This is a genomic window from Saccharothrix carnea, from assembly GCF_003014735.1.
Taxonomy (GTDB): Bacteria; Actinomycetota; Actinomycetes; order Mycobacteriales; family Pseudonocardiaceae; genus Actinosynnema; species Actinosynnema carneum.
In genome coordinates this window covers 293502-313951 of the sequence record NZ_PYAX01000006.1, presented here as the reverse complement: position 1 = coordinate 313951, position 20450 = coordinate 293502, and the positions used below count along the sequence as shown (strand labels likewise).

The following is a 20450-nucleotide window of genomic DNA, read 5'->3' as shown; positions in this document are numbered from 1 at the left end:
GGCACAGTCCCACTGGGGCGAAGCAGTGCCTGATCAGGTGAAACGCGGAGCGGCCCCGCCCACTGGGAAGTGGTGCGGGGCCGCTGTGGAGCGATCGGAACAGGCGACCGGCTTACAGGTCGAGGGTCCAGGTGTCGATGTAGCCCGTGTCCTGGCTGTACGCGTCACGCACGCGCAGCTGCCAGGTGCCGTTGGCGTTCTCCGCCGACAGGTTCACCGTGTACGTGGCGTCGACGTTGTCCGCACCGTCCGAACCGGACGTCACCTTCAGCTGCTTGACCGCACCGCTCGGCGTGATCAGGTCGATCGCCAGGTCGCCCCGGTAGGTGTGCTTGACGTGCACCTCGACGGTCGCCGCGGTACCGGCCTTGCCGGCGCAGTCCGCGATCGCGATCGGGCTGGTGGCGGTGCCCAGGTCCGGCACGGCCACGTCGGTCGCGTTGGTCTTCGCCGCGCAGCCGCCGGGCGGCGGGGTGGACGTGCCGACCAGGCGCAGCAGCTTGTTCGGCGAACCGGTGCCCGCGTTGCCGACCACGCCGTTCGTCGCGCCGTTGACCAGGGCGTCACGCACCTGCTGCGGCGTGGCGGTGGGGTTCGCGGCCAGGTAGACGGCCGCCGCGCCGACCACGTGCGGCGTCGCCATGGACGTGCCGCTGATCGTGTTGGTGGCGGTGTCGTTGGTGTGCCACGCGGACGTGATCGACGAGCCCGGCGCGAAGATGTCCAGGCAGGTGCCGATGTTCGAGAACGACGACCGGGCGTCGGTGTTGGTCGTGGAGCCGACCGTGATCGCCTCCAGCGTGCGCGCCGGCGTCGTGTTGCACGCGTTGGCGCCGCTGTCGTTGCCCGCCGCGAGGCCGTAGGTCACGCCCGACGCGATGGAGTTGCGCACGGCCTGGTCGACCGTGGCGTCCGCGCCACCGCCGAGCGACATGTTCGCCACGGCCGGCTTGACCGCGTTCGCCGTCACCCAGTCGATCCCCGCGATGACGCCCGCGTACGTGCCGGAGCCCGCGCAGTTCAGCACCCGCACGCCGACCAGCTTGGCCTTCTTGGCCACGCCGTACTTCGCGCCGCCGACCGTGCCCGCGACGTGCGTGCCGTGGCCGTTGCAGTCGGCGGTGTCGTTGTCGTTGTCGACGGTGTCGCGACCGGACACGGCACGACCGCCGAAGTCGCTGTGCGAGTTCCGGATGCCCGTGTCGATGATGTAGGCGGTGACGCCCTCACCCTCGTTCGGGTAGGTGTAGGAGTTGTCCAGCGGCAGCGCGGCCTGGTCGATCCGGTCCAGGCCCCACGACGGGGTCGGCGCCTGCGTGGCGGAGATCGTCACCTCGCCGTCCTGCCGCACGTACGCCACCGACGGGTCGGCGGCCAGCTTGCGGGCCTGCGCCTCGGTCATGGTGGCCGAGAAGCCGCGCAGCGCGGCGGTGTACGTGTGCTTGACGTTCGCCTGGTACTTGCCGCTCAACGTGCCGACGCTGCTCGCGGCCACGTCCTTGAGCACGACGATGTAGCTGTCCTTGACCGCGTTGGGCGCGCCCGACCCGAGGATCTCGCCCTCCGCCGCGGCGGAGGTGAACGTGGTCAGCGCGGCCGTGACCGCGAACGCCGTACCCGTGGCCAGCCCGACACCGGCCAACCGTTTCGTCTTCGTCCAGGACGCGCGAACGTCTCCCATGGCAGGGGGTCTCCTCTTTCGCAGGGTGGGTGTCCGGTCGGCGTCGCCCCCGAAACCGACCGGACACGGTGAGTAATTCCTAGTTCGCCCTGCGGGTGAGGCGCAAGAATTTGCCCGGAATAACCGACGAACGACTCGTCCACAGTTTTATTCGTGCTGTGAACCAATTGCTGCGGAGAGTGACTGGACCGGGGCGAAAAAATATGCCCCCGGACGAGTCGTCCAGGGGCACGTCCGGTCCGTGCGCGGGTCAGTCGCCGCGCCGGACCGCACCGAGGATCTGCTGCTCACCGGGCGTGGTGACCAGCCGCAACGGCCGCCACAGGTTCGTGCCGAGCGCGATCACCTGGTCGTCCTTGAGCGTGGTGAGCTGGTGCGCCATCTGCGGCGGCAGCCGCCAGATCTGGCTCGCCAACTGCGCCTGCCCGACCGGCAGCCGCTGCAGCAGCACGAGGTCCGCGGAATTCGCCGTGGTCGCCGCCTGGGGGTGCAAATAGGGCAACACGTACATCGTCGTCTGCCACGGCGACCGCGGCGGGAACAACTCCTGCGGCACGTGGCCGCCGTCGTGCACGACCAGCAGCGGGGTGTCCTCCGAGGGCCGCGGCAGCTCCACCGGGCTCAGCCGGCGCAGCTGCACCAGCGGCGAGGGCCGACCGTCCGCACCCGCACCCGCTGCGCGCACCACCGGCTGCCAGGCCGCCGGGCGGCCCGTCGCGATGGTGATCCACGCGCCGGTCGCCATCGCCCGCAGCGCGATCTGCCTGGCCAGGTACAGCCCGCCGACCACGACCATGCGGGTCGGCGCGGACCGCAGCACGGAGATCGTCAGCGGCTCGCCCTGCAAGCCCGAGCCGAGCACCATGCCGCCGCGGTCGCCGGACGGGCTCACCACGTCCAGCATCTGCGGCGACACCAGGAACTCCGGCGCCACGCCCTTGCCGCGCGAGTCCATCAACCGGGAGTTGCTCACGCCACACCTCCCAGCGGCAGCGTCGCGGCCAGGCCGGCGACCTGAAGGCCGTTCAACGGGGTCAGCGTGATGTCGAGCTTGTCGGCCAGCGCCTTGAGCCGGTCGTCGGCCCGGTCCAGCTCGGACGGCGTCCGCGCGCTCACCCGGACCATGCCGCGCAGCCCGACCTGGCCCTGCTCGCTGCTCGGCGAGATCGTCATGGACAGCGTCGAGGACAGCGCCCGCACGCCGGTCAGCGCGTTCAGGTTGTTGCGCATCCCCTTGGACGGCCAGCCGGTGATCGCGTAGCTGGCGTGGCCGACGCCGCCCGCCGTCACACCGGACCACTTCTCCCGCAACGACACCGAGTTGTTCGACCCGGCCACCGAGGTCAGCTCGGCCGCCGAGATGCCCGCGCGGATCAGCTCGTCGGGGTCGAGCGGCCGGATCGACACACCCGTCGACTCCAACGCGTTGCGCACCCGGGACAGGGCGCCGATCAGCGCCCGGTGCGCGCCGACGACGCCGCCGCCGCGTTCCCGGATCGCCGCCGCGCACCGCCGCGGGTCCAGCCGCACCGCGATCCAGGTGGTCCGCCGCGCCGCCGCGGGCAGCGGGCCGAGCACCTCCATGTACGCGTTGAGCGCGGGCGCGTTCACCGGCAGCGCCGCGCTGCCCGGGTAGCAGTGCCAGATCACCGAGATCGCGTCGAGCACCACACCGCGGTCCTCCAGCGTCGGCGCGAGCGCGCCCAGCGGCAGCGACGGCGCGCTGCCCACCGCGGTGATCAGGCCGGGCGCCGGGTCGACCAGCAGCACCGCGGTCCACGCGCCCTGGTGCCAGGCCATGCCGAGCGGACGGCGCTCGTGGTCGACGCCCCGTGCCACCACCAGGTCCGGGACCGCCAGGCGCAGCAACGCCACCCGCGGGTCGTCCGGGCCGATGACCGAGGACTCTTCTTCCGAGGGCGGCTTCATCTCCACCGGGCCGGAGCGCTTGGCCGTGCGGCCGTGCGAGCGGAAGCTGTAGCGCACCACCAGGCCGATCCACTGGGTCAGCCAGCGGCCCCGTGACCGGGTGAACGCCAGGATCAACGCGATGAGAACGATGCCGCCGGCCGTGTACATCAGCACGGGCTCGACGCTGTCACCGGTGGCGCCGACGGCGATCAGGACCAGGCCGATGGCGACACCGACCTCGAGGACAACCAGGTTGGCGACCGGCAGCGCGCCCAGGCTCGCGCCTTCGGTGCGACGGCGCGCCCGGAGCAGCGCGGCGCGCACGGCACCACCTGCCGCCTGCGCGCGTGCCATGGCGGGGTTGGGCTGGCCCGGATGTGGGGTGGTCACGGACATCCGCTCTGGTTCTCTTTCCGTCGACGTGCGCCGGGTGGACCGACCGGGTCTCACCAACCCGCACACGGACCACCCGCCGTCCGGCTATCGTGCAGACCGTACCGCGACTGGGAGAGCAGCGAGCCGAGAATGGCATCAACACCCACCACCAAGTCACAGGTCCAGGCCTACCGCTTCGTGCTGCGCAGGATGCAGTCCGCCCTGGTGCGCAGAGACGCGGTGATGCTGCACGACCCGATGCGCACGCACTCGCGCGCGACCGCGGTGGGCGTCCTGCTCGGTGTGATCGGCTTGATCGGGTTCCTGATCTTCGGCTTCTTCTCGCCGGACCCTCAGGTCGACGACCAGACGCAGATCGCCATCTCCAAGGAGACCGGCCAGGTCTACGTCGTGCACGTGGTCAACAACACGAAGACGTTGATCCCGATGACCAACCTCGCGTCCGCGCGGCTGTTGCTGCTCCAGCGGTCCAACCCGGACAAGGGCCAGGCCGCGGTCGCGGGCGGTGACGCGGCGGCGGGCCAGGTGAACGCGGGACCGCCGCAGGCCGCGGGCGGCGAGCCGAAGCTGGTCAGCGAGAAGGCACTGGCGAAGCTGCCCAAGGGCCGGCTGACCGGCATCCCGGACGGACCGGACGTGCTGCCCAAGCCCGCCGACCGGATCGGGCCGGACTGGTCGGTGTGCGACACGCTCCAGCTGGACGAGTCGCTCAACGACCCGTCGGCGCCGGGCAAGTTCACCACCACCGTCCTCGCGGGCTACAGCGGCGGCGGCGAGCTGCTCGACGGCAACCGCGCCCTGCTGGTGCGCGCGGGCACCGACGACAAGCAGGCGTACCTGATCTACAAGGCGCCGGTGAACTCCAAGATCACCTCGACGTCCACCGTGCGCGCCAAGGTCGACCTCACCAACGCCGAGGTCCGCACCGCGTTGAACCTGAGCCAGAAGAAGCCGCGGGCGATCAGCTCCGGCCTGCTCAACGCGATCCCCGAGGCGAAGCCGTTGGTGGCGCCCGAGATCCCGGGCCGCGGCCAGAACGTGACCTACATCCAGGGCGAGAACCTGCGGGTCGGCGCCGTGATCGAGGTCCGCCGCGCGGGCGCGGACTCCGAGTTCCACGTGGTGCTCAAGGAAGGCCTGCAGAAGATCAGCCGGGCCGCGGCCGACCTGATCCGCGCGGCCTACGCGCAGGGCGCCGAGCCGAAGCTGGTCGACATCGCGCGCACCAACAGCGCGCCGACCGTCGAGCAGCTCGACTTCGCCGACTACCCGCCGGACGTGCCCGAGGTGCTGGAGCCCAACCAGAACAACCGGGTCATCTGCCTGGGCTGGCAGGCGCAGAACGTGTCGTCGGCCAACAAGTCGCAGCACACCAAGGTCACCATCGCGCCGTCGCTGCCGATCCCGTCCGACGTCGTGCCGGTGGAGATCAACCAGGTCGGCGCGACCGGCGAGATCGTCAGCCAGTTCGCGATGGCGCCGGGCAAGTCGGCCGTGGTGCGCAGCGCGACGTCCACCCAGGACTTCGCCAGCGGCCCGATCCACCTGATCACCGGCCGCGGTGTGAAGTACGGCATCCCGGACGTCACCACCAGCGGTGCGCTGGGGCTCGGCGCGGACGGGTTCTCGCCCGGACCGGAGTCGATCCTGCGGCTGCTGCCCAACGGGCCGCAGCTCAACCGCAACGACGCCTCCCGCAGCTGGGACGCGATCCCGGTGCCGAAGGACCAAGGACTGCTGCCCGAGGAGAAGGCCCGGAAGCAGGGCGGCTGAGCCCCGTGTTGCTGAGCCCTTTGGGGGAACCGGCGTGGGCCGGTTCCCGTCAGAGGGACCAGGAGGTGTCCGGGTGAACGAGGTCACACGTGGGCCGGCGGGCGGCAGGCAGGTTTCGGTCGACCCGCGCTGGATCGAGCTGTACGCGAAGCGCGTCGAAGAGGCGGCCGAGGAGCTGACCCGGGCGCGGGCGGAGCTGCGCGAGACGCCGATGCGCCCCCAGAGCTTCGGCGAGCTGGGTCGCACGCTGCGCAACGCCGAGGCGTACGGCCGGGCCGCCGGGCTGCTCAACCAGCAGCTCGACCGGGCGTGCGAGGTGCTGACGTCCGCGGCGAAGGGCCTGCACGAGGTGGCCGAGCACTACGGCGCCCAGGACGAGGACGCGGTGGCGCTGATCAAGGCGGTCGACCGGCGGGCGGGGTTGAGCTGATGCGGGGCAAGGACGGCAGGCAGATCGCCGCCGAGGTCGGGCCGGAGCTGGACTACCTGTCCGGGATCAGCCGCCGGCTCGGCGTGCGCGACCTCGTGGCGGACTACTTCACGCCCGTCGTGGGCGACTGGAACGACCTCCAGGAGGAGGCGGAGCGCTGGCGCAAGGCCGGGCTCGTCGCCGAGCACGTGACGCGTGACCTGACCAAGCCGCTGGGCAAGCTCGACTCGGCGTGGCAGGGCAAGGACGCGGACGCGTTCGTGGAGCACATGCAGAAGGTCGGGCTGGCCGGGCACGACATGTCCGACGCGATGCACGCGATGGGCGAGGCGCTGGACCAGACCGCCGAGGGCATCCGCGGGATCGTGCAGGACATGTCCCGGGTGTTCGCCGAGGCGGCCGAGACGGTGTCCGGCGCGGCGGCGCTGCCGTTGGACGGCGACCGGCGCGTGGTGGAGGCGTTGGACGAGCTGCACGACCCGGCGAAGGAACTGCACGAGTCGGTGCGGGACGTGCTGGAGGCGTTCCTGCGGTTGTGCGACGGGGTGTCCGGTTCGGACGATTTCGCCGACGTGAAGATGGAGCACCCCTACCCCGAGCAGAACTGGACTTTCACCGCGCCCGCGAAGCCGGGTGCTCCGGAGCCGCTCGGCACCACGCCGCCCGCCGACACGAAGCCGGCCGGGTCCGGCGGGTCCGGTGGTGGCGTGCCGGGTGGTGGCGGTGGCGGTGTGCCCGGCGGTGGCGGTGGTGTGCCCGGTGGCGGTGGGCTGCCCGGTGGTGACCCCGCGGAGCGGATGCAGCCCGGCGGGTCGACGGGCGTGTCCGAGCCGCGGCCCGTGGAGCCGGGCGCGCGTCCGGCGGCTGCCGCGGCGGCGGGTCCGGGAGGGCCGGCGGCGGGCGGTGCCGGGATGATGGGCGCCGGGATGATGGGCGGCATGGGTGCCGGTGGCCAGCAGGGTGGCGACAAGGAGCACAAGTCGAAGGTCCAGTTGGCCGGGTCGACCGAGCAGGTGTTCGGCAAGCCCAAGAAGTCGGCGCCACCGGTTCTCGGTGAGGACTGACGCGAAGGCCGCCCACTGGTTCGCAAGCGAGGAAGAGCGGAAGCGTCCGGTGAGGACGCTTCCGCTCTTCTGGTCTTTCGAGTGCTGTGGCTAGATCGAGGAGCGCTTCGGAGCGGGTACGCGCCTGGCGCGGTTGCGGCTCACGGTGTGCACGATGAACATCGTCAGCAGGAGCAGGCCGACGCCCGCGCCCGTGCCGGACAGGGCCACGATCATCGGCGTGCTGCTGGGCGGGTTCAGCGGACCCAGGTCGGTCATCAGCTGCTCCGGCACGACCGGCTTGGCGCCGGGACGCTCGGACGGCAGCTCGGCGGTCAGCGCGGCCACCGGGTTGATGATCCCGTAGCCGACCTTGTGGTCCCGGCCGGTCGGGTTGCCCGGGTGCTGGGCGGTCGCCGTGATGCGCTCCATGACCTGCTTCGCCTTCAGCTCCGGGAACCGCTGGCGCACCAGCGCGACGACGCCCGCCACGTACGGCGAGGCGAAGCTGGTGCCCTGGATCTTGGCGAGCTGCTTGCTCCGCGGGTCGCGGTTCGCGTCGGTCAGGCCCTGGCCGTTCGGGTCGAGGGTGACGATGTCCTCGCCCGGCGCGGCGACGCTGACCCACGGGCCCCACACGGAGAACGACGACACCTGGCCGTTCTGGCCCACCGACGCCACGGAGAGCACGTTGTCGGCGTACCACGGCGGCGACGCGACCACGTTGACCCGGTTCGGGTCCTCGTTGTCGTTCTGGGCCCGGCAGCCGCCCTCGGAGTCGATGTTGCCCGCGGCCGTGACGATGACCACGTTCCGGTCGTTCACCGCCCAGTCGATCGCGGCCTGCAGCTCGCGCTCCTGGTCGCTGGGCTCGGTCGGGTCGCCGCACGAGGTCAGCGAAATGTTGATCACGCTCGCGCCCTGGTCGACGGCGGAGACGATGGCCTTCGCCAAGGTGCCGACCTTGCCCGCGGTCTCCCGGGAGTCCTTGCCCGTCGGGTCCTTGAACTCGAAGTTGTCGCTGGTCTGGCGGAACGCCAGCACCGTCGCGTCGGGCGCGGCGCCGACGAAACCGGTCGCCTCGTCACGGCTGGCCGCCGCCACGCCCGCGACCTCGGTGCCGTGGCCGTCGCAGTCGTGCACGCCCTTCTTCTCGGTCTCGACGTAGTCGCCGCCCGGGATGACCCGGTTCGCCAGCCGCGGGTGGTTGGCGTTGACGCCGGTGTCGATGATCGCGAGCTTGACGTCCTTGCCGGTGGCGAAGCGGTGCGCCTCCTCCAGCCGGAGCTGCATCTGGCCCCACGGCTTGTTGGGGATCGGGCGGTCCGCGCCCGAGGTCACGCACTGCGTCTTCTGCGTGTAGGGGACGTCTTCCTGAGGCGCCTCGGGCCCACGCAGGAACGACCGGTTCACCGGCGGTGGCTGCGAGTTCGGCCGGGCGGCCGCGTTCGCGGTGGTCGTCGCCGGCGCCGCGGTCGTCGTCGTGGCCTTGGGCGTGGTCGTCGACGGCTGGGCGAACGCGCCGGGAGCGGACACCAGGGTGGCCGCCACCGCGCTCAGCGCGGCGATCTTGCGGATGCGCATCAGGGCCTCACGCGGGGATGAGCTGGCGCATGGCCACGTAGAGGTCCATCACCGCCAGCGCCAGCGGCAGCACCGCGGCGATGAGGATGGCCTCCAGGATGTCGACCGTGCGACGCAGCACCGGGGAGAACTTCTGGTTCGGGAAGATCACGCCGAGCACCAGCGCGGCCGCGCCGACGATCACCAGCGTGCCGAACACGTACAGCAGCCGGTCGCCCGCCGAGGACTGCACCAGCCACCCGAGCAGCACGCCCGTGCCCGCGACCATGCCGCTGGCCAGCAGTGCCACCGCCTGCGCGCCGTTGGCGTAGGCACGGCCGCGCAGCAGCAGCACCAGCGTCACCACGATCGCCAGCAGCGGGCCCCAGATGGTGCCGTTGCCCGCCGCGATCACGGCGAACACCGCGGCGATGCCACCGCAGCCGATGATCATGCCGGTCAGGTACTCGTGCGCGTTGGCGGTGCGCCGCTCGATCACGGAGTACTCCGGGAAACCGGTGTCCTCCTTGAGGTCCTCGGCACTTCCCGGCACGGTCGGCAGCGGCAGCTTGGCCAGCTGGATCGTCAACCGGGGCAGCACGGACAGCGCCGCCAGCGAGACCGCGGTGGTGGCCGCCGCGATGCCCTGCACGGGGTGGTCGACGAAGATGCCGACGAGGAACGCGAGGGCGCTGAGCGCGCCCGCCGTGGCCGCCGCGATGAACACCGTGATGCCGCGGCCGATCAGCATGATCGCGGCCGAGGCGAAGATCAGCACCAGCACGCTGGCCAGCAGCAGGCTCGGTCGGCCGATCGGTCCCGGCACGATGTACAGGCCCGCGACGTAGGCCATCGGCAGCCCGCCCGCCGCGGCGATCAGCACGCCCGTGCCCGTCGCCGCGTAGGACCGCGCCACGACCGCGCCAGCCGCCATCGCCGCGATGGCGACCACGCCCGCGCAGATCGCCGGCGCGAGGTTGCCGCCGCCCGCCAGCGGACCGGCCATCAGCACCGCGATCGCGGCCGTGATGAGCGCCAACGCGCCCGCGAGGTGGCCGTAGCGCCGAGCCGTGTCCTTGGTCCACGGGCGGAAGCTGTCCGGGTCGGACTCGGCGATCGCGTCGACCACGTCGTCGTACAGCGGAGGCGGCGGGTTCTCGTTGCGCTTGCGCAGCTGGAGCAGCTCGCCGTCGACCACGCCGAGCGACGCCAGCGTGCGGCTCGGGTCGAGCGGACCGTCGCCCAGCTTGGCCAACGCCCAGCCGCCGTGCCGCACGCCACCGTCCGGAGTGGCCTCCTTGGCCATGTCCAGCAGCATCGGCAGCAGGTCGGCCACCGCGACGTCGGCGGGCAGCGCGACGTCGATACGCGTTCGCGGCGCAACCACCGTCACCCGGCTGAACACCGTCGTTCCGGTCGCCACCAGCGCCCCCTAAAGTCCCGATGAGTGTGTGCCGTGGTTCCGCCCCGACCTTATTGGTCCGGTCGGACGTGCTTCGTCCGCCCCTCTCCAGGAGCGAGCCCAGTATGAGGGCAGCGGCCATCGCGGCAGGGCCGTTCCGCGCAACCCGTTGCAACACGTTGACCGCGGATTTGCCCGACCCCCCGTCGTGCGGGGTTCCGATGCGCCATAGTGTCGGTTGCCGCGGGCGGCTCCCCTGCCGCTGGTGGCCCGCCCGTCCACCCGGTCCTGCCGGGTCGGGAGGATCGCAACGGGATCGACGCTGAAGAGGTGCCTGTCAGGTGAGCACGCTGCAGTTCAAGCGCACGGCACGCCTCGCCGCTCCCCGCCCGCCGGGCGGTGAGGTCCACCTCGAACCGCCACCCGAGGTGCCCCGGGTCATCCCCGGCAACATCATGATGAAGGCGATGCCGGTCGTCATGATCGTGTCGTCGGTCGGGATGATGGTGCTGATGTTCAGCTACAGCAATCGCAGCCCGGCGGCGATGATCATGCCGGGCATGATGCTGGTGTCGACCATCGGCATGATGGCCGGCGGCATGGGCAGCGGCAAGGGCCAGAAGAAGGCCGAGATGAACGAGGACCGCAAGGACTACCTGCGCTACCTCGGCCAGATGCGCGACCGCGCCCGCGAAGCCGCCAACGAGCAGCGCGCCGAGCGCGAGTGGGTGCACCCCGACCCGCAGATGCTGTGGTCCCTGGCCACCACCCGGCGCATGTGGGAGCGCCGGCAGAACGACCCCGACTTCTGCCACCTGCGCGCGGGCCGCGGCTCGCAGCGGCTGGCCACCCGGCTGGTGCCGCCGCAGACCGGCCCGGTCGAGGAGCTGGAGCCGATCGCGACGCTGGCGCTGCGCCGGTTCGTGCGCGCCCACTCGCTCGTGCCCGACCTCCCGATCTCCATCGCGCTGCGCGGCTTCGCCGCGGTCGGCCTGCTCGGCGAGATCAACGAGAAGCGCGGCCTGGCCCGCGCCCTGCTGGCCCAGATGGTCACCTTCCACTCGCCGGACGACCTGCTGATCGCGGTCGTCACCACCGGTCGCACCAAGGCCGAGTGGGAGTGGATGAAGTGGCTGCCGCACGTGCAGCACCCGACGATCGTCGACGGCATCGGCCAGATGCGGATGATGGCCGGCTCGCTGACCGAGGTCGAGCAGATGCTGGACGAGCAGCTGCGCGACCGGCAGCGGTTCACCCGCAACGCGCCGCCGCCCGCCGACCAGCCGCACGTCGTGATCGTGATCGACGACGGCGACGTCACCCGCGAAGAGCAGATCATCCTGGAAGAGGGCCTGGTCGGCGTCACGCTGCTCGACCTGTCCGAGTCGCTGGGCAACCTCACCGCCCGCCGCGGCCTGCGGCTGGTGATCGAGGACGGCAAGCTCGGCGCGCGCAGCGCCAGCGGCGTCGAGTGGTTCGGCGCACCGGACTGGCTGAGCGTGGTCGAGGCCGAGGCGCTGGCCCGGCGGCTGTCGCCGTACCGGATCGGCGGCGTCGAGGCGGGCGGCAGCGACGAGGACCCGCTGTCGATGAGCAACAACCCGCCGCTGCTGGAGTTCCTGGGCATCCCCGGCGACCCGATGACCTTCGACGTGCAGGCGGCCTGGCGGCCGCGGCCGGTGCGCGACCGCTACCGGGTGCCGTTCGGCATCGGCGAGTTCGGCCAGCAGGTCGAGCTGGACATCAAGGAAGCGGCGATGGAGGGCATGGGCCCGCACGGCCTGTGCATCGGCGCCACCGGTTCCGGCAAGTCCGAGTTCCTGCGCACGCTGGTGCTCGGCATGCTGGCGACGCACTCCTCGACCTCGCTCAACATGATCCTGGTCGACTTCAAGGGTGGTGCGACGTTCCTCGGCCTGGACAAGGCGCCGCACGTCGCCGCGACGATCACCAACCTGGCGGGCGACCTGACCCTGGTCGACCGCATGAAGGACGCCATCGCCGGTGAGGTGTCCCGGCGCCAGGAAGTGCTGGCCAAGGGCAACTACAAGAACGTGTGGGACTACGAGAAGGCGCGCGAGAACGGCGCCGACCTCGACCCGCTGCCCGCGCTGTTCATCTGCATCGACGAGTTCTCCGAGATGCTGACGGCGAAGCCGGACTTCATCGACATCTTCCTCCAGATCGGCCGCGTCGGCCGGTCGCTGCAGATGCACATGCTGCTGGCGTCGCAGCGGCTGGAAGAGGGCAAGCTGCGCGGTCTGGACACGTTCCTGTCCTACCGGATCGGTCTGAAGACGTTCTCCGCCGCCGAGTCGCGTGCCGCGATCGGCGTGCCGGACGCCTACGAGCTGCCGCCCATCCCGGGTTCGGGGTACCTGGGCGTGCAGGGCTCGCCGCTGACCCGGTTCAAGGCGCTGTACGTGTCGGGCCCGTACCGGCCCGCCGGGTTGCAGGTCGCGGGCCCGTCCGCGCCGGTGACCAGCGACAAGCGCCCGCGCTACTTCGTGCCGGACTACATCGAGATCCCCAAGGAGCCGGTGCGGCCGATCGAGCCGGTCAAGCAGGAGAAGAAGGAAGAGGACTCGAACGAGCCCTCGGAGCTCGAGGTCATCGTCGAGCGGCTGGTGGGCCAGGGCCCGCCGGCGCACGAGGTGTGGCTGCCGCCGTTGAACGAGCCGCCGTCGCTGGACACGCTGCTGCCGCCGTTGCAGCCGACCGAGGACCGCGGCCTGACCGCGCCCGGGTTCTTCTCCAACGGCAAGTTGCAGGTGCCGCTGGGCGTGGTGGACAAGCCGTTCGAGCAGCGGCGCGACCTGCTGTGGGCGGACTTCTCCGGTGCGGCCGGTCACGGCGCGATCGTCGGCGGCCCGCAGGCGGGCAAGTCGATGATGCTGCGCACGCTGATCACGTCCATGGCGTTGACGCACACGCCCGAGGAAGTGCAGTTCTACTGCCTCGACCTCGGTGGCGGCACGCTGGCGTCGCTGGAGAACCTGCCGCACGTCGGTGGTTTCGCCAGCCGGTTGGACGTGGACAAGGCGCGCCGGATGGTGGCCGAGCTGTCGGGCCTGATCTCCGAGCGCGAGCTGAGGTTCCGCGCGCAGGGCATCGACTCGATGGTCGAGTTCCGCAACCGCAGGCGGCGCGGCGAGATCCGGGACGACAACTTCGGTGACGCGTTCCTGATCGTGGACGGCTGGATGAACTTCCGGCAGGAGTTCGAGGCGCTGGAGCCGATGGTCCAGGCGCTGGCCGCGCAGGGTCTGTCCTACGGCGTGCACGTGGTCGTGGCGGCGAACCGGTGGGCGGAGATCCGGCCCGCGATGAAGGACCTGCTCGGCACGCGGTTCGAGCTGCGCCTCGGTGACGTCAGCGAGTCCGAGGTGGACCGGAAGGTCGCGGTCAACGTGCCGCCGGGTCGGCCGGGTCGCGGTCTGTCGCCGCAGAAGCTGCACTTCCTCACCGCGCTGCCGCGCATCGACGCGTCTTCGGACGCGGAGAACGTGGCGGCGGGCGTGCAGGACATGATCGCGAAGGTGTCCGCCGCCTGGCGTGGCCGGCGTGCGCCGCAGGTCCGCCTGCTGCCCGACCTGCTGCCGTACCCGGACTTCATTGCGCAGGTGCAGCAGCAGCGGCCGAACCGGGGCCACCTGGTGCCGATCGGCGTCAACGAGGACGAGCTGGCGCCGGTGTACCTGGACTTCGACGCCGACCCCCACTTCATGTCGCTGGCCGACGGCGAGTCGGGCAAGACCAACCTGCTGCGCACGATCGTGCGCGGCATCATGACCAGCTACACCTCGACCGAGGCGCTGATCATGCTGGTCGACTACCGGCGCACCATGCTCGGTTACATCGAGACCGACCACCTGCTGTCCTACGCGGTGTCGTCGGCGCAGCTCACGGACATGATCAAGGACGTGCGCGGCTCGATGGTGAACCGCCTGCCCGGCCCGGACGTCACCCAGGAGCAGCTGAAGAACCGCTCCTGGTGGAAGGGCCCCGAGCTGTTCGTGGTCGTGGACGACTACGACCTGGTCGCGCCGCAGGGCGGGGCGAACCCGCTGCAGCCGCTGGCGGAGTTCATCCCGCAGGCCAAGGACGTCGGCCTGCACATCGTCGCGGTGCGCCGCATGGGTGGCGCGTCGCGGGCCATGTACGACCCGATCCTGGGCAAGCTGAAGGAGATCTCGGCACCGATCATGGTGGGTTCCGGTTCGAAGGAGGAGGGCGCGATCGTGGGCAACCTCAAGCCGTCGCCGCAGCCTCCCGGCCGGGGCACGCTGGTCACCCGCAAGCTGGGCGAGCAGCGCATCCAGCTGGCGTGGATCGACCCGGACTGACCGGTCCTCGAGCACGACGGGAAGGCCTCGCTCCGGCGGGGCCTTCCCGCGTTCCGGCGGGAAGTCGGCGGCCCGTGCCGGGCTCGACGCGCGTCGGGTCGCGGCACGGGCCGCCGTCGCCCCGCCCGCCCGTCCGACCTGCCCGAACGGCGATACCCCCCGGTGTCGCGGATCGCCGTGCGGCCGGTGCGGTGGACGCGGGTGACTGTGCCGGACGGCACTCACAGTCGACTCACGCTCACTCTCGGCTGTCGGTGTGCTGCCCTATGCTTCGGCGCGCGGGTAAGGGGGTGGCGCGTGGAGACCGAGTTCAAGGTGCTCGGGCCCCTCGAGGTCTGGCACGGCGGCAGGCAGGTGGCGCTGCCCGCGGGCAAGGCGCGGGTGCTGCTGGCCAGCCTGCTGCTCCGCGCGGGCAGCGTGGTGCCGATGGACGTCCTGGTGGACCGGCTGTGGGACGGCCGGTCGGTCGACCCGGCGCGGACCAGGGCGACGTTGCACATGGTGGTGACCCGGCTGCGCCAGTCGCTCGGCACGGCGAACGTGGTGCGCACCGCCACCGGCGGGTACGCGGCGGACGTGCCGCCGGGTGCGCTCGACCTGCACCGGTTCCGCGAGCTGGTGGACCGCGACCGGCTCACCGAGGCGCTGGACCTGTGGCGTGGCGAGCCGCTGTCGGACGTGCCGTCCGACCTGCTGCACGGCGAGGACGTCGCGCCGCTGCTGGAGGAACGGCTCGACGCGCTGGAACGGCGGCTCGACGCGGACCTGGCGGCGGGTCGGGCCGCGCAGGTGGTGCCCGAGCTGCGGTCGCTGACCCGCGAGCACCCGTTGCGGGAGCGGTTCTGGGGTCAGCTGATGGAAGCGCTGTCCCGCTCCGACCGGCAGGCCGAGGCGCTGGCCGCCTACCGGTCGGTGAGCGGGCTGCTGGCCGAGCAGCTTGGCGTCGACCCGGGACCGCGGTTGCAGGAGCTGCGCCAGCGGATCCTCACCGCCGCACCGGACTTCGCCGAGGGCGTGCCTTCGGGCACCCCGAGCGCACCGCGGGCCGTGCCCGCACCGAGGCAGCTGCCGATGCACACCCGGCTCTTCGTCGGGCGCGAGCGCGAACTGGCCGTGTTGTCGGCGCTGCTGGACTCGGCGCCGGCCGGTCAGGAGGGCGCGGTGGTCGTCTCGGCGATCCACGGCACGGCGGGCGTGGGCAAGACGGCGTTGGCGTTGCGGTGGGCGAGCCGGAACGCGCACCGGTTCCCGGACGGGCAGCTGTACGTGAACCTGCGCGGGTTCGACCAGACGGGCGTGCCGACGAGCCCGGGCGAGGCGTTGAGCGGTTTCCTGTGCGCGTTGGGCGTGCTGCCGGAGCGGGTGCCGTCCGGGTTGGACGAGCAGGTCGCGCTGTACCGGAGCCTGCTGGCCGGTCGCCGGGTGCTGGTGGTGCTGGACAACGCCGCGGACAGCGAGCAGGTCCGGCCGCTGCTGCCGAGCGGTTCGCGCTGCCTGGCCCTGGTGACCAGCCGCAACCAGCTCGACGGGCTGGTGGTGCGCGAGGGCGCGCGGCCGTTGCCGCTCGGCGTGCTGTCGGACGAGGAGGCGACCGCGTTGCTGGTGCGGCAGCTCGGCGCGGAGCGGGTCGGCGCCGAGCCGGACGCGGTGCGCGAGCTGATCGGCCACTGCGCGGGGCTGCCGCTGGCGCTGTCCGTGGTCGCGGCACGGGCGGCGGCGCACCCCGGCTTCACGCTGCGGGCGTTGGCCGGTGAGCTGGCCGACGAGCGGACCAGGCTGGCGGCGCTCGACACGGGTGAGGCGACGACCAGCGTCAAGACGGTGTTCTCGTGGTCCTACGAGCGGTTGAGCCCGGCCGCGGCCCGGATGTTCCTGCTGCTGGGCGTGCACGCCGGGCCTGAGGTGTCGATCCCGGCGGCGGCGAGCCTGGCCGGTGTGCCGGTGCGCGCCGCCCGCCAGGCCCTGGGCGAGCTGGGCAGGCTGCACCTGATCGCCGAGCCGGTGCCGGGCCGCTTCACGCTGCACGACCTGGTGCACGCCTACGCGCGTGACCTGGTCGCCGCGCACGACGACCGGGACGGCACGCGCGAAGCCCTGCGGCGGGTGCTCGACCACTACCTGCACACCGCGGACGCGGCCGACCGGCTGCTGTACTCGCAGCGCGAGGAGGTGCGGCTCGCGCGGCCCGCGCCCGGCGCGGTGGTGACGGAGCTGACCGGGCGGGCCGACGCGCTGGCCTGGTTCACCCTGGAGCACGCGTCGCTGTCCGCCGCGGTCGGCCACGCCGCCGCGCACGGTTTCGACATCCACGCCTGGCAGCTGGCGTGGGCCACCACGGCGTTCGCCCGCCTGCGGTCGTTCTGGCACGAGCAGGCGAGGTGCTTGGAGGTCGCACTGGCCGCGGCACGGCGGCTGGACGACCGGGTCGCGCTCGCCTCGACGCACCGCGGCCTCGGCCGGATCTGCGTGGTGCTGCGCCGGTTCGCCGAGTCCGAGACGCACCTCACCGCCGCGCTGGACCTGGTGCGCGAGCTGGGCGACCGGCAGAGCCAGGCGCACATCCACCGCCACCTCGGCGGGCTGTACGAGGCGTGGGACCGGCTGCCCGAGGCGCTGCACCACGCCGAGCAGGCGCTGGCGGTGTTCGAGGAGCTGGGCGACCTCCCCGGCACGGCCCGCGCGCTCAACGCCGTCGGCTGGGCCCGCGCGATGCTGGGCGAGGACCTGCGCCGCGCGCTGGCCGACTGCGGCCGGGCGCTGGAGCTGTGCCGCGAGGTCGACGACCTGCTGGCGGAGGCGGCGACGTGGGACAGCCTCGGTTACGTGCACCACCGGCTGCGCGAGCTGGACGAGGCCGTCCGCTGCTACCGGGAGGCGTTGCCGCGGTACCGGGAGAGCGGCGACCGGTGGGAGGAAGCCGCGACGCTGCAACGGCTGGGCGACACGCACGTGCTGGCGGGCGACCACGACGCGGCCCGTGAGGTCTGGCAGGCGGCGCTGGACATCTTGGAACAGGTCGGCCACGGCAACGTGGCGGCGTTGCGGGCGAAAGTGGCCGGTCTGCCGTGACCGCGCCGGTGACCCGCTTCGCCGTCCTCGGACCGCTGGAGGTGTGGCGGGGCGACGAGCCGGTCGCGGTGCCCGCCGGCCGGGGCCGGGCGCTGCTGGCCGCGCTGCTGCTGCGGGCGGGCCAGGTGGTGACGGTCGACGAGCTGGTCGAGCGGCTGTGGGACGGCGACCAGCCCAACCCGCAGCGGGCCAAGGCGACGCTGCACATGGTGGTGGCGCGGCTGCGTCAGGCGTTGGGCGACCCGACCGTCGTGCGCACCGCGACGCACGGCTACCTGGTCGACGTCGTGCCGGGTGCGTTGGACCTGCACGAGTTCCGCGACCTGGCGGCGCGGGGCCGGTTCGCCGACGCGCTGGCGCTGTGGCGCGGCACGCCGCTGTCGGACGTGCGGTCGGACGTGCTGCACGCCGAGGAGGTGGCGCCGCTGCTGGAGGAGCGGCTGGCGGTGCTGGAGCGCCGGATCGCGGCCGACCTGGACGCGGGTCGGGCCGCCGAGCTGGTGCCGGAGCTGCGCGCGCTGACCAGGGAGCACCCGCTGCGCGAGCCGTTCTGGGCGGCGCTGGTGCTGGCCCTGCACCGCTCGGACCGCACGGCGGAGGCGCTGGCCGCGTTCGGGGAGGTCCGCGCACTGCTGGCCGACGAGCTGGGCGTGGACCCGGGCGAGCAGTTGCGCGAGGCGCACCGGCTGGCGCTGGGCGCGGTGCCGGAGCCGCCGGGTGGGGCTATCGCGCCCCGGCAGCTGCCCGCGGACGTGCGCAGCTTCACCGGGCGGCGTGAGGAGGTGGGCGCGCTGGACCGGTTGGCGGCGCGGGCGCGGGGCGCCACGGCGGTCGCGATCACCGGCATGGGCGGGTTGGGCAAGACCGCGCTGGCCGTGCACTGGGCGCACCGGGTGGCGGCGGACTTCCCGGACGGGCAGCTGCTGGTCAACCTGCGCGGCCACGACCCGGAGTTCCCGCCGTTGACGTCGGAGCAGGCGCTGACCCAGCTGCTCGCCGCGCTGGGCGTGCCCGCGGAGCGGGTGCCCGCGGCGCTGGACGAGCAGGTCGCGCTGTACCGGTCGGTGCTGGCCGACCGCCGAATCCTGATCGTGCTGGACAACGTGGTCGACGTGGCGCAGGCGCGTCCGCTGCTGCCATCGGGCGCGGGCAACTTCGCCGTGCTCACCAGCCGCAACGACCTGCGCGGGCTGGTCGCGCTCGACGACGCCGTGCTGGTCCGGCTGAACGCGCTCGCCCGCGCCGAGGCGGTGGACCTGCTGCGCCGAATCCTGGGCGCGGAGCGGGTGGACGCCGAGCCGGACGCGGTCGCCGAGCTGGTGCGGGTGTGCGCGGGGTTGCCGCTGGCGCTGCGGGTCGCCGCCGCGAACCTGGCCGGCGAGCCGCGCGGCGTGGCCGACTACGTGACGGCGTTGCGCGCCGGGGACCCGCTCGCCCAGCTGGTGGTCGCCGGCGATCCGGCCTCGGCCGTCAGCAGCACGTTCTGCCTGTCGTACCGGGCGTTGACGACGGCCGCGCAACGGGTGTTCCGGCTGCTGGGCGTGGCGCCGTGCCGCGACTTCACGGTCGAGGCGGTGGCCGCGCTGGCCGGCGTGGACGTCGAGCGGGCCGGCCGTTCGGTGGACGAGCTGTTCCGGGCGCACCTGCTGGAGCAGCCGCGGCCGGGCCGGTTCGTGCTGCACGACCTGCTGCGGCTGCACGCGGAGACCTCGGCGAAGGCGGAGGAGCCCGAGCAGGAGCGCGGGCGCGCGGTGGAGCGGCTGCTGGACTTCTACCTGCACAACATCGACCGCGCGGACCGGCTGCTGCGCACCACCCGCACCGAGCTGCCGCTGACCCCGATCGCCGACACCGTGCCCCTGCTGTCGTTCGCCGACGGTGCGGAGGCGGTGGCCTGGATCGACGGCGAGATGCCGAACCTGCGGCTGGTCATCCCGCACGCGGGCGAGCACGGCAGGCACGAGCACGCGTGGCAGATCCCGACCGCGCTGTGGGGCTACCTGTACCGCCACTACGTCTGGACCGAATGGCGGCGGTTCACCGAGATCGCGCTGGCCTCCGCGCGTCACCTGGGTGACCGGTTCGCCGAGGCGGTGGCCCTGCACACGCTCGGCGGCATCACCCGCAACATGGGGTTCGAGGAGGCTCTGGAGCACCTGCACCGGGCGTTGGCGCTGCGGGAGGAGATCGGCCACGTGCGCGGCATGGCGGCCAGCTGCCTGGAGCTCGCGGGCGCCTACGAGTCGTTCGGCCGCTACGACGAGGCCGTGCGGTACGGCGAGCGGTCGGTGGGGCTGTGGGCGGGGCTGGGCGACCTGCCGGGGCTGGCGCTGGCGTTGAACAACCACGCCGGGACGTTGAGCCACGCCGGTCGGCACGAGCAGGCGCTGGAGGTGTGCCTGCGGGCCGTCGAGCTGTGCCGGCAGCTGCCCGGCCGGGTGTCGCTCGGCGCGGTGGAGGAGACGTTGGCGCAGGTCCTCGTCGGCCTCGGCCGGTTGGCCGACGCCGCGGCGACCTACGAGGGGATCTTCGCGCGGGGTGTCGGCGACCTGAACAGCCTGTCGGCCATGCGGACCCACCTCAACTACGCGGACCTGCTGCTGCGGCTCGGCGACCCGGGCACCGCCCGGACCCACCTGGCCGACGCCCTGGACCTGTGCGTCAAGGCCGGTTTCCCGCAGGAGGCCGAGATCCGCGCCCGGCTGGCGGCACTGGGGTGAACGGCCCGCGGTCGGCATGGGAGCGACGACCGCGGGCGTACCCGACGGGGAGGAGTCGGGGACGCCCGCGGTCCGGTCGTCACCGCGGCGTGGGCCGGGCCGGCGCGTCGCCCCCC

11 protein-coding genes are annotated in these 20450 nt (G+C 72.6%); 6 read left to right on the top strand and 5 right to left on the bottom strand.

Annotated features, from left to right (window positions below):
• Positions 1-112 precede the first annotated feature (112 nt).
• The 3 genes from B0I31_RS19515 to eccE all read right to left on the bottom strand — a co-directional run bounded on the left by B0I31_RS19515 (position 113) and on the right by eccE (position 3988).
• Positions 113-1681, bottom strand: a complete 1569-nt coding sequence (locus B0I31_RS19515) for a S8 family peptidase (RefSeq protein WP_106616815.1) — start codon at positions 1679-1681, stop codon at positions 113-115.
• 250 nt (positions 1682-1931) lie between these two features.
• Positions 1932-2636: a hypothetical protein gene (locus tag B0I31_RS19510; protein WP_106617053.1), complete on the bottom strand. Its 705-nt coding sequence runs from the start codon at positions 2634-2636 to the stop codon at positions 1932-1934.
• Positions 2637-2650: 14 nt separating this feature from the next.
• Entirely contained in the window at positions 2651-3988 is a 1338-nt protein-coding gene (eccE, locus tag B0I31_RS19505; protein WP_106616814.1) for a type VII secretion protein EccE, read from the bottom strand.
• A gap of 129 nt (positions 3989-4117) precedes the next feature.
• Between eccE and eccB the strand changes: the two genes are divergently transcribed.
• The 3 genes from eccB to B0I31_RS19490 all read left to right on the top strand — a co-directional run bounded on the left by eccB (position 4118) and on the right by B0I31_RS19490 (position 7255).
• Positions 4118-5761 (top strand): type VII secretion protein EccB, encoded by a 1644-nt coding sequence (eccB, locus tag B0I31_RS19500; protein WP_106616813.1) that lies wholly within the window; start codon positions 4118-4120, stop codon positions 5759-5761.
• A 73-nt stretch (positions 5762-5834) separates the two neighbouring features.
• Positions 5835-6191, top strand: coding sequence for a hypothetical protein (locus tag B0I31_RS19495; protein WP_106616812.1), 357 nt, complete (start codon positions 5835-5837; stop codon positions 6189-6191).
• A complete protein-coding gene (locus tag B0I31_RS19490; RefSeq protein ID WP_106616811.1) occupies positions 6191-7255 on the top strand; it encodes a WXG100 family type VII secretion target in 1065 nt (354 codons plus the stop codon). The genes B0I31_RS19495 and B0I31_RS19490 overlap by 1 nt, the downstream gene beginning before the upstream one ends.
• 90 nt (positions 7256-7345) lie before the next feature.
• Here B0I31_RS19490 and mycP read toward each other — a convergent pair whose 3' ends face one another.
• Together mycP and eccD are read right to left on the bottom strand one after the other, a co-directional pair.
• A complete protein-coding gene (mycP, locus tag B0I31_RS19485; RefSeq protein ID WP_106616810.1) occupies positions 7346-8818 on the bottom strand; it encodes a type VII secretion-associated serine protease mycosin in 1473 nt (490 codons plus the stop codon).
• A gap of 7 nt (positions 8819-8825) precedes the next feature.
• On the bottom strand, positions 8826-10220 hold the full coding sequence (gene eccD / locus B0I31_RS19480; RefSeq protein WP_106616809.1) for a type VII secretion integral membrane protein EccD: 1395 nt from the start codon (positions 10218-10220) through the stop codon (positions 8826-8828).
• 320 nt (positions 10221-10540) lie between these two features.
• Between eccD and eccCa the strand changes: the two genes are divergently transcribed.
• The 3 genes from eccCa (at position 10541) to B0I31_RS19465 (ending at position 20334) form a co-directional block, all read left to right on the top strand.
• Positions 10541-14545 (top strand): type VII secretion protein EccCa, encoded by a 4005-nt coding sequence (eccCa, locus tag B0I31_RS19475; RefSeq protein WP_106616808.1) that lies wholly within the window; start codon positions 10541-10543, stop codon positions 14543-14545.
• A 297-nt stretch (positions 14546-14842) separates the two neighbouring features.
• A complete protein-coding gene (locus tag B0I31_RS19470; protein WP_146173894.1) occupies positions 14843-17614 on the top strand; it encodes an AfsR/SARP family transcriptional regulator in 2772 nt (923 codons plus the stop codon).
• The gene (locus B0I31_RS19465; RefSeq protein WP_106616806.1) at positions 17611-20334 is read left to right on the top strand and encodes an AfsR/SARP family transcriptional regulator; all 2724 of its coding nucleotides are present in this window, start codon (positions 17611-17613) and stop codon (positions 20332-20334) included. The genes B0I31_RS19470 and B0I31_RS19465 overlap by 4 nt, the downstream gene beginning before the upstream one ends.
• The last annotated feature ends 116 nt before the right edge of the window (positions 20335-20450 follow it).